The sequence below is a fragment of the Pararhodobacter sp. genome (assembly GCF_034676545.1).
Taxonomy (GTDB): domain Bacteria; phylum Pseudomonadota; class Alphaproteobacteria; order Rhodobacterales; family Rhodobacteraceae; genus Pararhodobacter.
Window position 1 is genome coordinate 416,077 of the sequence record NZ_JAUCBZ010000015.1, and the last position, 13,384, is coordinate 429,460.

16 protein-coding genes are annotated in these 13,384 nt (G+C 59.2%); 8 read left to right on the top strand and 8 right to left on the bottom strand.

Annotated elements, in window-relative coordinates; genetic code table 11:
• The first annotated feature begins 174 nt into the window (after positions 1 to 174).
• Entirely contained in the window at positions 175 to 1,197 is a 1,023-nt protein-coding gene (locus VDQ28_RS05460; protein ID WP_323034972.1) for a NotI family restriction endonuclease, read from the top strand.
• 69 nt (positions 1,198 to 1,266) lie between these two features.
• Complete coding sequence (locus VDQ28_RS05465; protein ID WP_323034973.1) at positions 1,267 to 2,388, top strand: DNA cytosine methyltransferase; 1,122 nt, start codon at positions 1,267 to 1,269, stop codon at positions 2,386 to 2,388.
• 76 nt (positions 2,389 to 2,464) lie between these two features.
• On the opposite strand, the gene VDQ28_RS05470 is transcribed toward VDQ28_RS05465, so the two are convergent.
• A complete protein-coding gene (locus tag VDQ28_RS05470; protein ID WP_323034974.1) occupies positions 2,465 to 3,373 on the bottom strand; it encodes a hypothetical protein in 909 nt (302 codons plus the stop codon).
• Between the two features lie 6 nt (positions 3,374 to 3,379).
• On the bottom strand, positions 3,380 to 4,468 hold the full coding sequence (locus tag VDQ28_RS05475) for a ParB N-terminal domain-containing protein (RefSeq protein ID WP_323034975.1): 1,089 nt from the start codon (positions 4,466 to 4,468) through the stop codon (positions 3,380 to 3,382).
• A 706-nt stretch (positions 4,469 to 5,174) separates the two neighbouring features.
• On the opposite strand from VDQ28_RS05475, the gene VDQ28_RS05480 reads away from it, so the two are divergent.
• The 3 genes from VDQ28_RS05480 (at position 5,175) to VDQ28_RS05490 (ending at position 8,638) form a co-directional block, all read left to right on the top strand.
• On the top strand, positions 5,175 to 6,434 hold the full coding sequence (locus VDQ28_RS05480) for a site-specific DNA-methyltransferase (RefSeq protein WP_323034976.1): 1,260 nt from the start codon (positions 5,175 to 5,177) through the stop codon (positions 6,432 to 6,434).
• Positions 6,431 to 7,759 (top strand): site-specific DNA-methyltransferase, encoded by a 1,329-nt coding sequence (locus VDQ28_RS05485; protein ID WP_323034977.1) that lies wholly within the window; start codon positions 6,431 to 6,433, stop codon positions 7,757 to 7,759. The genes VDQ28_RS05480 and VDQ28_RS05485 overlap by 4 nt, the downstream gene beginning before the upstream one ends.
• A gap of 123 nt (positions 7,760 to 7,882) precedes the next feature.
• A complete protein-coding gene (locus VDQ28_RS05490; RefSeq protein ID WP_323034978.1) occupies positions 7,883 to 8,638 on the top strand; it encodes a hypothetical protein in 756 nt (251 codons plus the stop codon).
• A gap of 35 nt (positions 8,639 to 8,673) precedes the next feature.
• Here the strand turns inward: VDQ28_RS05490 and VDQ28_RS05495 are convergent, their stop codons facing one another.
• From VDQ28_RS05495 to VDQ28_RS05520, 6 genes are all read right to left on the bottom strand, one after another.
• Positions 8,674 to 9,216, bottom strand: a complete 543-nt coding sequence (locus VDQ28_RS05495) for a DUF3489 domain-containing protein (protein WP_323034979.1) — start codon at positions 9,214 to 9,216, stop codon at positions 8,674 to 8,676.
• 9 nt (positions 9,217 to 9,225) lie between these two features.
• The gene (locus VDQ28_RS05500; protein ID WP_323034980.1) at positions 9,226 to 9,450 is read right to left on the bottom strand and encodes a hypothetical protein; all 225 of its coding nucleotides are present in this window, start codon (positions 9,448 to 9,450) and stop codon (positions 9,226 to 9,228) included.
• Entirely contained in the window at positions 9,440 to 9,670 is a 231-nt protein-coding gene (locus tag VDQ28_RS05505) for a hypothetical protein (RefSeq protein WP_323034981.1), read from the bottom strand. Before VDQ28_RS05505 ends, VDQ28_RS05500 begins: the two co-directional genes overlap by 11 nt.
• Positions 9,671 to 9,772: 102 nt before the next feature.
• On the bottom strand, positions 9,773 to 10,069 hold the full coding sequence (locus tag VDQ28_RS05510; RefSeq protein WP_323034982.1) for a hypothetical protein: 297 nt from the start codon (positions 10,067 to 10,069) through the stop codon (positions 9,773 to 9,775).
• A gap of 9 nt (positions 10,070 to 10,078) precedes the next feature.
• Entirely contained in the window at positions 10,079 to 10,300 is a 222-nt protein-coding gene (locus tag VDQ28_RS05515) for a hypothetical protein (RefSeq protein WP_323034983.1), read from the bottom strand.
• Positions 10,301 to 10,314: 14 nt separating this feature from the next.
• Positions 10,315 to 10,515 carry a DUF6900 domain-containing protein gene (locus VDQ28_RS05520; protein ID WP_323034984.1) on the bottom strand — a complete coding sequence of 67 codons (201 nt, stop codon included), beginning with the start codon at positions 10,513 to 10,515 and terminating at the stop codon, positions 10,315 to 10,317.
• A gap of 129 nt (positions 10,516 to 10,644) precedes the next feature.
• On the opposite strand from VDQ28_RS05520, the gene VDQ28_RS05525 reads away from it, so the two are divergent.
• The 3 genes from VDQ28_RS05525 to VDQ28_RS05535 are packed head-to-tail and all read left to right on the top strand — an operon-like array spanning position 10,645 to position 13,382.
• Positions 10,645 to 11,181: a hypothetical protein gene (locus tag VDQ28_RS05525; protein WP_323034985.1), complete on the top strand. Its 537-nt coding sequence runs from the start codon at positions 10,645 to 10,647 to the stop codon at positions 11,179 to 11,181.
• Positions 11,129 to 13,165 (top strand): phage terminase large subunit family protein, encoded by a 2,037-nt coding sequence (locus tag VDQ28_RS05530; RefSeq protein ID WP_323034986.1) that lies wholly within the window; start codon positions 11,129 to 11,131, stop codon positions 13,163 to 13,165. The genes VDQ28_RS05525 and VDQ28_RS05530 overlap by 53 nt, the downstream gene beginning before the upstream one ends.
• A gap of 1 nt (position 13,166) precedes the next feature.
• A complete protein-coding gene (locus tag VDQ28_RS05535) occupies positions 13,167 to 13,382 on the top strand; it encodes a phage head-tail joining protein (RefSeq protein WP_019956322.1) in 216 nt (71 codons plus the stop codon).
• The last annotated feature ends 2 nt before the right edge of the window (positions 13,383 to 13,384 follow it).

A 13,384-nucleotide genomic window follows, 5' to 3' on the forward strand; every position in this document is an offset into this window, starting at 1 on the left:
ATAGGAGGTGGATGATGTACTTCGCCGCGCGTCCCTACGGGGAACTTGGCCCTGCAACCGCCGACCGTCTGATACCAGACCGCATCATCTTGTGCATAACTTCACCTTGGGAGCCGCCGCTTGATTGACAGGGCCTGTAAGGCAATGTCCTCTGTACTCTGCGGGGGAGAAATCATGGCAGAACGTTTTCATATAGCTGAATGGTATGGTCAGCCCTTCGAGGATCTGACGCAAGCTGAGCGCGTTGCATTTGCAGGTCACAAGGTCGGCTCGGCGACCATGAAGAAAGTAGACGTCGACCGACTGATCCAACTGAAGGAAGCTGCATCCCATGGTGATCTGAAGCCTCGGGAACAGGCAAGACTAGAAGCTCTGCGCGCGAATCTTGCCCGCCAGGACCAATATGAGAAGACCTGTCCATTTCGAACCGACTCCGCCCACCCGACATGTACCAAGCCGGGCGGCGTTTGTTCTCTTCGCCTCTACAGCGACGAGACAGACAAGGTTGAGCCAGTAGCAGGCGAACGCGGGATGATCCGGGCGCTTTGTCCCTATCGGTTTCACCAGGAGAACACGGTCTTCCAGCACATTGGCGATTGCCTGCTTGGCGATCCTAAACCAACGCAAGCGGGAGAGGTCGGCTTCTTGGAGTCGACCGGCAATCTGGATAGCGCCGCTGGTGAGGACGTCGGTAGGATAGACATGATATTGGTTAAGTCCAACTCACCGGTCGGGCATCCGATGGACTGGACGGCTGTCGAGATACAGGCCGTTTACTTCTCGGGGCGTGAGATGAGCATCGAATTTAGGCACTTGATCGACACTGGCGGTGCCATTTCCATGCCCGTCGAGGGACGTCGTCCAGACTATCGGTCAAGTGGCCCAAAGCGGTTGATGCCACAGTTGCAGATCAAGGTGCCGACCTTGCGCCGTTGGGGCAAGAAGATGGCTATCGTGGTTGACCTGCCATTCTTTATGTCGATGGGCGCGATGCGCCCTGTGAACCATGTGTCCAACGCGGATGTGATCTGGTTTCTGGTCGATTTTGTTCGGCGCCCCGGGAGCCCGGTTCATCACTTGACCGTCGTTCAGGAGTTTTCTACCACGCTGGAAAGTGCCATTGAGGGGTTGACTGGCGGCATTCCTGTATCGCTTCAGGAGTTCGAGGGCAGGATCGGCGCGAAGAGCAGGACATGAATCGTTGACGGATTAACAAATTCTTGTCAAATACAGCACAAAAAGAGAACAAAAAGGCGGGCGGCGGACATGGCACACACAGCGATTGATCTCTTCTGCGGAGCTGGCGGGCTTTCTGCCGGTCTTGAGATGGCCGGTTTCTCAGTCTTGGCGGGCAACGACATGTTCGATGCAGCAGGAGAGACATTCACCCGAACACACGAGGGCGCGAAATTCATACCGGGGCCGATTCAAGACCTGAGTGTGGAACGCCTTATGGAAGTTTCGGGTCTGAAGCGTGGTGAGCTGACAGTACTGGTCGGTGGGCCGCCATGTCAGGCCTATTCGGTTTACAATCATCAGCGTGGCATGCACGACGCTAGGGCGACCTTGTTTCGCGAGTACTTGCGGATTGTGGAAGGGTTGCAGCCCGAATGGATCGTCATGGAAAACGTCGCTGGGATCTACTCGATCGGCGGCGGTGAGGCCGTGCATGCGATCAAGACCGAGATGCGCGCGCTTGGTTATGACGTGAAGGAAAAAGTGCTCCGCGCTGAAGAGTACGGCGTACCGCAGGAACGGCGCCGCGTTGTTTTCATCGGAAACCGGATTGGCGCTCCAATATCCCATCCGGCGCCGACCCATGGTGAAGGCCTGCTACCCTTTGTCACAATCGCTGATGCTATTGGCGATCTTCCCATCTTAGCCAATGGCGAGGACCCCGGACCCGTTGCATACGCATGCCCGCCACAGTCTGAATTCCAGCGGCTTCTGCGGGAAGGTCTTGAATTAGTCACCAACCACGCAGCTCCGCGTCTCGGAAAAGCAAACATGGACCGCTTGGCCCATATTCCAGCTGGCGGAAGCTGGCGAGACATCCCACATGATCTCTTGCCAGCGGGGATGAAAAGGGCAAAGCGCTCGGACCACACTAAGCGCTATGGTCGGATGAAGTGGGACGGCCTTTCGTGCACGGTTCTGACTAAATGCGACATCCATTGGGGTGCGTTCATCCACCCGGAACAGGAGCGCGCCATTTCGGTACGCGAGGCAGCGCGCATCCAGTCGTTTCCGGACGCCTTTGAGTTCTCTGGCTCGAAAACCGACCAGTACATTCAAGTCGGGAACGCGGTCCCGCCGCTGCTTGGCAAAGCAATTGGCGAGCATTTACTATTTTGCATAAATAATCATGCAAAAAATAGAGCCGCATGAAATCTGAACGGATTGGACATATAAATCGTGAGTTTTTGCAATTAAAATTCATGTCCTTAGGTCAGCATTCTCAACGCTAAACGAGCGCAAGTCGTTGCTGAAGATACCCTTGAACTGTTGCGGGCACACCCACGGCAGCAAGATCGTCGGGCGGAGAAATTGAATTAAGCAATCGCAGCCGGTCAATCAGAACGATATTTGCGACGCTAGACGGTATCGCCCACTGCCCAAAATTGTCACGAAATGAAACTGGAGAAAAGAGACACTCAATCCAAGGTGCGGTCGGGCTGAGCATATTTGCAAGTCGCACGCTGGAAATCTCAGTCTGCTTCCTGACCCATTCCTCCCTTGAGCATGCGCACTGCGCTAAAATCGACAGCTTATTCTTCGGCTCATGTGAATCCAAGTCGAGCCAGCCCGCTAAATCGATTCCGCCATCGCCACCATCACCGCCTCTAAAATCTCTTTCAGTCAACCTAGGGCGACCACCGATTTGCGATCCGAGCAAGTTAAGCCGATCCCACTTGGGTCCAGTATACCCAGTAGTGTTCTTACCAAACGGTACCGCAACACCAGATGAAGGCCACATCCTTGTTAGCGCACTATGACTTGCCCTCTCAAAAGCATCTGTCAGCGGCTGCCAGTGCGTTCGATTAGTGACGAAGGCTAAATTAGAACAAATCAGAAGAAAGAAGTAAAATTTCTGCTGATCGGTAAGGGGATTTTCTGCCGAGATCAGCCCGTCTATGTCAACAGAAAACGGATACCAATTGCCGAAGGCACCTTCCCGCCAAGATGCTTGGGCAAGTACGTCCGAAAGCTCGTCATCAGAAAATGCGTCACGGCCATTGTCCCTATAGTCGGAAACAAAGTCGTTCAGATAGTCGAGTGAGCACTCCTGATCGGGTGTCATTAAGCAAAGCAACTCCCAAAAATCACAGATTGTATGAATGTCAGAATTCTTCGGCTCTTTTAAAGAAAGCATTTTAACTCACTGATCATCTGGATTTCCAGCGGCAACTACTGCGGTGATGGAGGAAGCTAAAATATTAGCCATCCTCTTTAGACGATCTCCACTAGCCTGATCAATTTCATTTAGACTTTCGACAAGCCTCAAGGAACTCTGGGCGTGCTCAATAGCATTTATTGCTATCTGAATATTAGACCTAATTGCCTGAAGAGGTCCCTCGGTAAGCAAATCTGCTGAAACGATAAAGTCACCCGAACGAAGCGATTCTAGTGCTTCCGAACTTTTAACGATTCGTGCCAACTTCTCAAAGTTCCGAGATTCACCTAGTTTAGTCTTGCGTCCGTCGACTTTATAAAAAATCCAAGCGAAGAATTCTGAAGTTCTATCTTTGCTGATCTCGGCTAATGTCACATCGCCAGGACCTTCGAGGCCAATGAAGTTAGCCAAACTCTCCCATCCAATCCCAGTGGTCAAAAGCGAAAATGGGATATCATCTGGCTCGAGCTTTAACTCCGCCAAGATACCTTCTGAGTCGGCATACTCCAAGACTTTTAACCCGGTAAGCATCTTCGCGACTGTCGCGCTCTTACTTCCTATTTGCTTGGCCAGCGCTCGGTGCGCGCCAACGTGATCATCAGCATCGAAAGTTTCTCTCAGCTGCTTCAGATATCTTGCCTTGGCAAGAGAGTCCCACTCTTTGATGCCAGTAATGTGGCGATAGCCAAGGTAGAGAAGAATTTCACTTCTTGCAGAAAAAATTAAGCAAGGGATTGTCGTGGGCCGATGATTTGCGCTGTCCCGAATTTGCTCGATCAGTTTCTGCTGCACGGGTGCAGGATCAGCCGAAGAAATCAACTTCACCGCCGCCAGACGACGGTTCCCTTCGACCGTAAGAAACTTACCATCCAACTGCTTGACAACAAGAATTGGCTCGCCAGAAAAGAACCCCTTCTCTGCTATCGACATCATTAGCTCTGGCAAATTGCATTGCCGAATGAAGAACTCAATGATTTCGGATTCTTCTGCATGTGCAAGTTTACCGGGGAGCCGTGGGTTCTCAGGATCAAAAAGAAGATCCTTCACATCAATATACTTGAGCGATGGCTCCATCTTTGTCTTCCGCCCCTTCAGTACTTCTCATCAGTGCCAAGGTCTTCGTCCGAGAGCTCGCAACGTCTGAGGGCCACGCTAAGAAGACAGTATGCACTTCAACAGATCCACCGTTGAATGTCGACCCTCTTGCCTCCGGAACGTTCATTTGGAGTTGAATCGATTTCAGGTCTGAAACTGGGAGCGCTGACTTCCCTCCAAGCCAGCAGCACAGTAGTCGGTTTCTCGCATAGTCGGAAAGTTCGCGCGTTCCGCCCCCCACGGCGAGGTTCCTCCCCGGCCCCGTTTGTATGCGGGGGGGCGCAGCGCGGCGTTTCGCTAGCGACAGGCAGTTTCACCGGGGAATCCAGGCGGAATCCACCTGCCGGGTGACCTCGGGAAAAGCGACTCGTTATCAAAGGGTTGCGGAATCACGATCTTGGCTCGCTGGATTCTTTGCGGAATCCAGGGAAGCCAGTTTGCGGAAGCCACCTTGCCGGAAGCCAGCCAGCGGAAGCCACCTGCACGGAAGCCATTGAATCCGCGTGCATTTTTCATTTGACAAAGCTGCCCCCCTTGACCTACCCATTGATCATCGAAGAATTGCGCCCGGAGGACACCCCTCGCGGGCGCTTTCGTTTTCCCCACATCGCGGATCCTGATCCTGACGCTGGCATCGCCCAGCGCGCATCGGCGTGTCCGCTCTGCCCCAGATGGAAGCGACCCAATGGACCTGGTCTTTGCGCCGAGCCAGATCGAGACTTGGCCTCTCGACCGGCTGCGCCCTTACGCCCGCAATGCCAAGATCCACGGCACGGACCAGGTCGCCAAGATCGCCGCCAGCATGGCCAAGTTCGGCTGGACCGTGCCGTGCCTTGTGGCCGACGATGGCGAACTGATCGCCGGGCATGGCCGGGTGTTGGCCGCCATCATGCTTGGGCTGAAGGACGTGCCGGTGATCCGGCTCGGCCACCTCGATGAAGCCGAGCGCCGGGCCTACCGGATCGCCGACAACAAGCTGACCGAGCTGGGCGAATGGGACGAGGCGATGCTGCGCGACGAAATCGCGGGGCTGCTGGCCGAGGATTTCGACCTGTCGCTGCTCGGCATCGCCGATGAGGATCTGGACGCCCTGCTGCGCGATCCTGATCAGGTGGATGGCGGCGCGGTCGAGGGTGAGGATGACATTCCCGAGCCGCCGGTCACGCCGGTGTCGGTGGCGGGCGACTTGTGGCAGCTCGGGTCGCACCGACTGATCTGCGGGGACAGCACCTCCGCCGAGGTGGTCGGGCGGCTGCTTGGCGACGTGAAGCCACTGCTAATGGTGACCGACCCACCGTATGGGGTCGAATACGATCCGTCCTGGCGCAATCAGGCGGGCGCAGCCAAGACCAAACGCACCGGAAAGGTGTTGAACGACGACCGTGCCGATTGGCGCGAAGCATGGTCGCTGTTCCCCGGCGATGTTGCCTACGTCTGGCACGGCGCGCTGCATGCGGCGACGGTGGCTGAGAGTCTGGTTGCAGCAGGATTTGCCGTGCGGTCGCAGATCATCTGGGCCAAGGACCGCCTCGTTCTCAGCCGGGGCGATTACCATTGGCAGCACGAACCTTGCTGGTACGCTGTCAAGAAGACCGGCAAGGGCCACTGGGCAGGGGATCGGAAGCAGACCACGCTGTGGCACATTTCTGGCAAGGACCAGGATGCCACCACCGTCCATGGCACGCAAAAGCCGGTCGAGTGCATGCGCCGCCCGATCCTGAACAACTCCAGCCCCGGCCAAGCGGTGTTCGAACCGTTCATGGGGTCTGGCACCACGTTGATCGCGGCTGAAACCACGGGGCGGGTGTGTTTCGGGATCGAACTGAACCCTGCCTATGTTGATGTCGCAATCGAGCGCTGGCAGCAATTTACCGGCGCCAATGCCGTGCTGGCTGATACCGGCGAGACCTTTGCCGACCTGAAGGCGAAAAGGCTGGCGGCATGAATGCGCCCCTCCTGCCGGGCAGGATCGAACTCTGGCCCCTCGCCCGGCTGAAGCCCTACGCCAGAAACGCCAAGACCCACGATGCCAACCAGGTGGCGAAGATTGCCGCCAGCATGGCCGAGTTCGGCTGGACCGTGCCGGTGCTGGTCGCGGCCGACGGCGAGTTGATCGCTGGCCATGGTCGCATCCTAGCCGCCGCGCACCTCGGGCTGTCCGATGCCCCGGTGATCGTGCTGGGCCATTTGACCGAAGCCCAGCGTCGGGCCTATCGGATCGCCGACAACAAACTGACCGAATTGGGCGGCTGGGATGAGGCGCTGCTGTTGCAGGAATTGCAGGCACTGTTGGCCGAGGATTTCGACCTCGGGCTGATCGGGATCCCCGAGGATGAACTGGACGCACTGCTGGCAGACGCTGACGACCGCCCTGCGATTTCTGATGATGCGGCCGATGCGATCCCGGCCCCGCCCGCTGATCCGATCACGAAGCCGGGCGACATCTGGGCGCTGGGCAAGCACCGGCTATGCTGCGGCGATGCCACCGATCCGGCCGTCGTCGCCAGGCTGATGCAGGGCGAACAGGCCACCCTGATGTTCACCTCGCCGCCCTATGCGCAGCAGCGGGACTACGGCGCGGCCAAGGAAAAGGTCAGCGATTGGGATGCGCTGATGCAGGGCGTGTTCGCCGCAGCGCCGGTCACCGCCGAGGCGCAGCTGCTGGTCAACCTCGGCCTCGTGCACCGCGACAGCGAATGGCAGCCCTATTGGGAAGGATGGGTGGAATGGATGCGCACATCTGGTTGGCGGCGGTTTGGCTGGTATGTGTGGGATCAGGGCCCCGGTTTGCCGGGCGACTGGAACGGCCGCCTGGCCCCGTCGCACGAGTTCATTTTCCACTTCAACCGCGCGCCCCGCAAACCCCACAAGACGGTCCCGTCCAAGCACGCGGGGGAAACCCTCGGCGGCGGTGGTCTGCGCGGGGCCGACGGCACCGTCCACGCCAAGACCGGCACCGGCAACGCGATCCAGAGTCATCGCATCCCTGACAGTGTTTTTCGGATCATGCGCCACAAGGGCGGGCTGGGGGCTGCCGGATCGCACCCAGCGGTTTTCCCGGTGGCGCTGGTCGAGGCGGTGCTGACGGCGTTCGCGGATCCCGGCGACCTGATCTACGAGCCGTTCTGCGGCTCCGGCACCCAGATCGTTGCCGCCGAACGCGCTGGGCGGCGGTGCTTCGCAATTGAACTGGACCCGGTCTATTGCGACGTCGCCGTGCGGCGGTGGGAAATGGCGACGGGGAAAAAGGCGGTGTCCAGTTCAGGCTGACGCCGAGGCAGAAGACGGCAGTGTGCTCAACATGGGACATTTCTAACGGCAACAGCTTATACTTAGATTGTGCTGATCTGATCAGTTACAGTCTGGTCAAGGCTACTGAAGGGCGTAACGTATATGGCATGTCAGAACTGCGGTGCAAGCGACACGATCAAGGCGCACTTGATTCCCGAGGCCTTCGTCATGGAGGTAAAGGTCGAACGGGGCGAGCAGCTACTGATAGTTCATGAAGGCCAAGCGCGGCCAAAAGTTAGCAATACCGGAAACTATGATCCCAGTCTCCTTTGTGCAGCTTGTGACGGCATCCTCGGGCGCTGGGAGGGATATGCCTATACGCTTTTCAAGCGCCTTCGTGGAGTCAGAGCAGAGCTCGGCTCGTTCGCCGCAATGGGACATGTTGACGGAGATCAAATTCTCCGATTTGCAGCAGGCATAGCTTGGAAATTCACAGCAACGCAGAAACATTTCGGCAAGATCGACATCGGCCCATACAGCTCCTTGTTAAAGGAGGTTGCGTTTGAAAATGCGCCAATCCCTTCGTCAGTTGATGTCGCAGTAGTCCGTTTGGTTGAGCTGGACGGCGATGTTTACTATTACCGAGAGCCAGTACCTGCGAGGCACGGAGGGATCAATTCTGTCCGATTTTCGGTCGGAAGCTTTGTAATCTATCTGAAAACAGACAAAAGACCGAACGATCGCACAATGCCCCCCGAATGTTGGCTGAAAGGGCGGTCAGAGGGGAAGTTCCTAATTGCTCCCGCCGAATATTTCACGGAGGGGAAACTCCATCGAGAATTGGCGATGAAAGACCCTGTTCGTCGATTTTTCGGTGATATGCGTACACGCAAGCAAACGCGAACCCAGAATAAATGAATTGCAACATTTCAAATCCAACATCGCCACCGACGTCAATTAGGTGGACCGATTCGATATACACGTCCACGTTCAGCGTCTTTTACCGACGATACAGCCAGCCCCAGCTTTTTGCCCAAAGCACCAGACATAACACCCCTCGCTGTGTGGGTCTGCCAATGTGTCGCGGCAATGATCTCCTCCATCGTTGCCCCCTCCGGCGCCTGAAGCATCGCGATCAGCATTGCCTGTTTGGTACCTGATCTCGGTGTCCTCCGCTGGGCAGCTGGTGTCTTGGCGGCATGTTCGCGGATCGCGACCACTGTCTTCACCACCACCGGCTCAATCCCGATGGCCAGCAGACCAGCGTCTGTCACCACCAGCGTGGTGCCATGGCCATCGCCGGTCTCGCGCCAAAGCGGTTCATTCCGCCGCAGGTTGGCGTCGACCTCCTGCAGCCAGCCATGATCGATCATCTTCGACACAGCCATCTTGGCCGATGCACCGGCCAGCCCCTTGGGTAGCGGCAAGGCGATATTTTCCGGGCGCTGGGCCCCGGCGCTGAGGATGATGGCCTGGGTATCGGTCAGCTTGGTCATGGCGTTCCTCTAGTGGTCGTGCGTGGCAAGGAAGGCGGTGATGCGCGATCTCAGGTCGTTGTGGCCGTCGGCATCCGCGCCGATGATCACGTCACCATCGTCGTCACGGTCCAGATCGGCGATCTCGCGCAGCAGGGCGATGGCGTCGTCGCACGCGGCGAGGCGTTCGGCTTCCCATGCGGCGGAGATCGCTTCCTGTTCGATCTGGTGGCGCTGGGCGGGATCAAGCGGCATGTTCGCCCTCCTTGAACGCAGCGTCGGTGATCTGGCGCAGAAGGCTAGCGTAGTGGTTCAGGGTGCCGACGTGGCCCCAGTTGATCTCGTCGGGGTGTGTCTCGAAGTGGTCGTCGCTCAGGACTTTCAGGCGCTCCAGCATCGCGTCGATCTGGAACTTGGAGGTCATGAATGCGTCGAGGGCTTTGGCGTTGTCGGTGGCGGCGCGGCGGGTTGACATGGCGAGTGTCCTTTGGGTGAGTTGCATCGTTTCCGTATAATCACCATCGCTCTGGCGGAGCGGTTAGTGTAGGTAAATCCAAGCAATATCAGTGCTTTCTGATTACACTCCGGGCGCATCGACCTTCGGTTCGACCGCCACCCACTGGCACCCGATCCACATGTAGAGATGGGCAAACTCCCGCGTCGGGCGGGACAGGATGCGCGGCGCACGGGGCGGGCTGAAGCAATCCAGTGCCTCTCGTGTGACCTGCCGTATCTCCCGGGCGGCGAGAATGTCTTCCGGCTTCCAGCGCGCCAGCGCGGGCAGCATGTGGGCGGGATAGCCGTCGAAGTGGACGTAGACATGCGCCCATTCCTCTGGCCCGATCTGGATGGCGATCTGCGCGCGGGTGCTCATGGTGCCGCCTCAGATCAGCTGCAGATCGACCAGCACAGCGCTGGCAGCGGCCAGTTGTGCTGTCGGCAGGTCGATCTTTATGTGCGAGAAGAGGTCCGAGCAGTCGGCCCTGACCCCAGCTTCCTTGAGCGCGGCGTCAATGGATTCCGCCACCACGTTGGGGCGCGAGCGGTCGAGATGGTCGGGCAGCGTGTCGATTTCGATGCGGATGGTGGTGGTGGCCATGGTCATGTCCCTGCCCTCCCTCAGCGCTTCGTCGCGGCGGTGACGCCCGCAGCGTAGGCCGCTTCAAGTGCTGCACGGATCGCCCAGACGGCGACATCGTGGAAGTCCAGCCGGTCGCTGTTTTGGGTCTCCAGCGTCTCGATGCTGTGGAAATGCTTGCTGGCGATCTCCAGCAGCAGGGCTTCGCTGGGGGCTTTGGCGGGGGTGGTCTTGGTGTTCATGGCGTGGTCTCCGGGGGTGAGTTGCATCGTTTTCCTTGGACCCAGAATCGCTCTGCACGGGAGTGTAATCAACTGAATAAGAAGATTATTTCCGTTTAATTCCAATATCTTGAGGTCAATTCAATCGCCATGGAAGGTATGTCCGAACGCGAGTATTCCGCCCATTCCGGCCTCTCGCGTGGGGCCATCCAGAAGGCGCGCCGCGCCAGTCGGCTGGTGGTCTATGGCGACGGGTCGATCAACGCCGCCGCGTCCGACGTGCGCCGGGCTGATATGACCGATCCGGATCAGCAGCGCCGCAGCACCGGCGGCGATAGCGGGTTCAGCGGCGCTGCTGACAGCTCGTCCTATCTGAAGGCCCGCACGGCGCTGACGGTTTACCAGGCGCAGGACAAGCAGCTTGGCATCCAGAAGAAGAAGGGCACGCTGGTCGACCGGGCCCGGGCGGAAGCGCTGGTGTTCCGGTTGGCCCGACAGGAACGCGATACTTGGGTCACCTGGCCCAACAGAGTGGCGGCGCTGATGGCGGCCGAAGTGGCCTTGGGAGTGGAAAAACAGACCGGAACGCCGGTGATCATCGAGGCCGCGATCCTGCAGAGGGTGTTGGAAGCCCATGTCAGACAGCACCTCGACGACCTCGCCGATCTCCGAGTTTCCCTCGGATAGCGATGACCTTACCGTCGACCTCGACCTAGAGTTTGACGGGGCCAAGGACATCCTCCGCAGCTGGCGAAAGGGCATGCGCCCCGACCCAGACCTGACCGTATCGGAATGGGCGGATCAACACCGCTGGCTGTCCTCGCGTGGTGCGGCCGAGCCAGGGCGGTATCGCACTGCGCGTGCTCCCTATCTGCGCGAGATCATGGATGCGCTGTCACCCCGGCACCCGGCGCAGCGGATTTCGTTCATGAAGGCCGCACAGGTTGGCGCGACCGAGGCTGGCAACAACTGGATCGGCTTTGTCATCCATCATGCGCCCGGGCCGATGCTGGCGGTATTGCCATCGCTGGAACTCGCCAAACGCACGTCGCGGGGTCGTCTTGATCCTCTGATCGCAGACAGCCCGGCTCTGCGCGAACGGGTCAATCCGGCCCGGTCGCGCGATGCTGGCAACTCGATGCTGTCGAAGGAATTCCCCGGCGGCATCCTGGTGCTGACCGGCGCGAACTCGGCCACCGGCCTGCGGTCGATGCCCGCGCGCTACATCTTTCTGGATGAGGTCGACGCCTATCCAGCTTCTGCTGACGAGGAAGGTGATCCGGTCACGCTGGCTGAAGCGCGGACCACCACCTTCTCGCACCGGCGCAAGGTGTTCATGGTTTCGACCCCGACAATCCGGGGTTTGTCGCGCATTGAACGGGAGTTTGATGCCAGCGATCAGCGTCGGTATTTCGTGCCCTGCCCGCACTGCGGGGCAATGCAGTGGCTGCAGTTTGAACGCCTGCGCTGGGACAAAGGTCGGCCCGACACGGCGGCGTATCATTGCGAGGGCTGCGAGAAGCCAATCGCCGAGCATCACAAGACGCGGATGCTGGAGCAAGGCGAGTGGCGCGCAACCGCCGTTTCTGCTGACCCGCATTCCATCGGTTTCCATATCTCGGCGCTTTACTCGCCGCTGGGCTGGAAAAGCTGGCAGCAGATCGCGCGGGAATGGCTGGCGGCCCAAGGCTCGGAGGAGATGCTGCGTGTAGCGCGCAACACGCTTCTGGGCGAGACATGGATCGAGAGCGGCGACGCCCCCGAGTGGCAGCGGCTGGCCGAGCGCCGCGAAGCCTATGGCGGTGCGCAGGTTCCCGTCGGTGGTCTTTTCCTGACGGCTGGCGTCGATGTGCAAAAGGATCGGATCGAGGTCGATGTCTGGGCCTGGGGCCGGGGCTTGGAGTCGTGGCTGGTCGATCACATCGTGATTGCCGGTGGTCCAGACGATCCGACATGCTGGGACAAGCTGACAGCCCTGCTCGGTCGGACATGGACCTGTGCCAATGGTGCGGTGATGGTGATCGGCAAGCTGGCCATCGATACCGGCTATGAAGCCCCGGCGGTTTACGCTTGGGCCAGAAAACAAGGCTTCGATCAGGTCTCGCCGATCAAAGGGCTTGAGGGCTTCAATCGCGCCACGCCAGTGTCGGGCCCAACGTTCGTCGACGCCACCATCGGCGGCAAGCGTCTGCGCCGCGGGGCGCGGCTGTGGTCGGTGGCCACGGCGACGTTCAAGACCGAAACCTACCGCTTCCTGCGGCTGGAACGGCCGAGCGATGAAGACCGGGCGCTGGGCGTGCTGGACGCGCCCGGCACCGTTCACTTGCCAGATTGGATCGACACCGAATGGCTGAAACAGCTGGTGGCGGAACAGCTGGTCACGGTGCGCAACAAGCGCGGCTATGCCCACCCTGAATGGCAGAAGATGCGGGAACGCAATGAGGCCCTCGACACCCGCGTCTATGCCCGGGCGGCGGCTTGGATCATGGGCGCCGACCGCTGGGACGAGGCGACCTGGCGGCGGCTGGAGGCGCAGGCCGGGGTTGAGACGCGACCGGCTGCACAGGTTGCGGCCCCAGCAGAACCGGCCCCAACCGCGCCCAAGGCCGGAACACCGACAACACCGCGGCGCAAACGCCGGGCCTACACACCGAACTTCATGAGGGATTGAGATGGATCTGGAACGGATGCGAGCGCTCTTAGCGGCGCTGCAGGAGGCGCGCTACGCAGGCGTCCGCTCGGTCAGCTATGACGGCAAATCGATCAACTATGGCTCGGACGCTGAACTGGCGAACGCCATCAGCGACCTGGAAACCCGGATTGCCACGGCCACGACCGGCGCGCCACGTCGTCGCCGCTGGGGCACGGTTGCCTCGAAGGGTCTGTGACC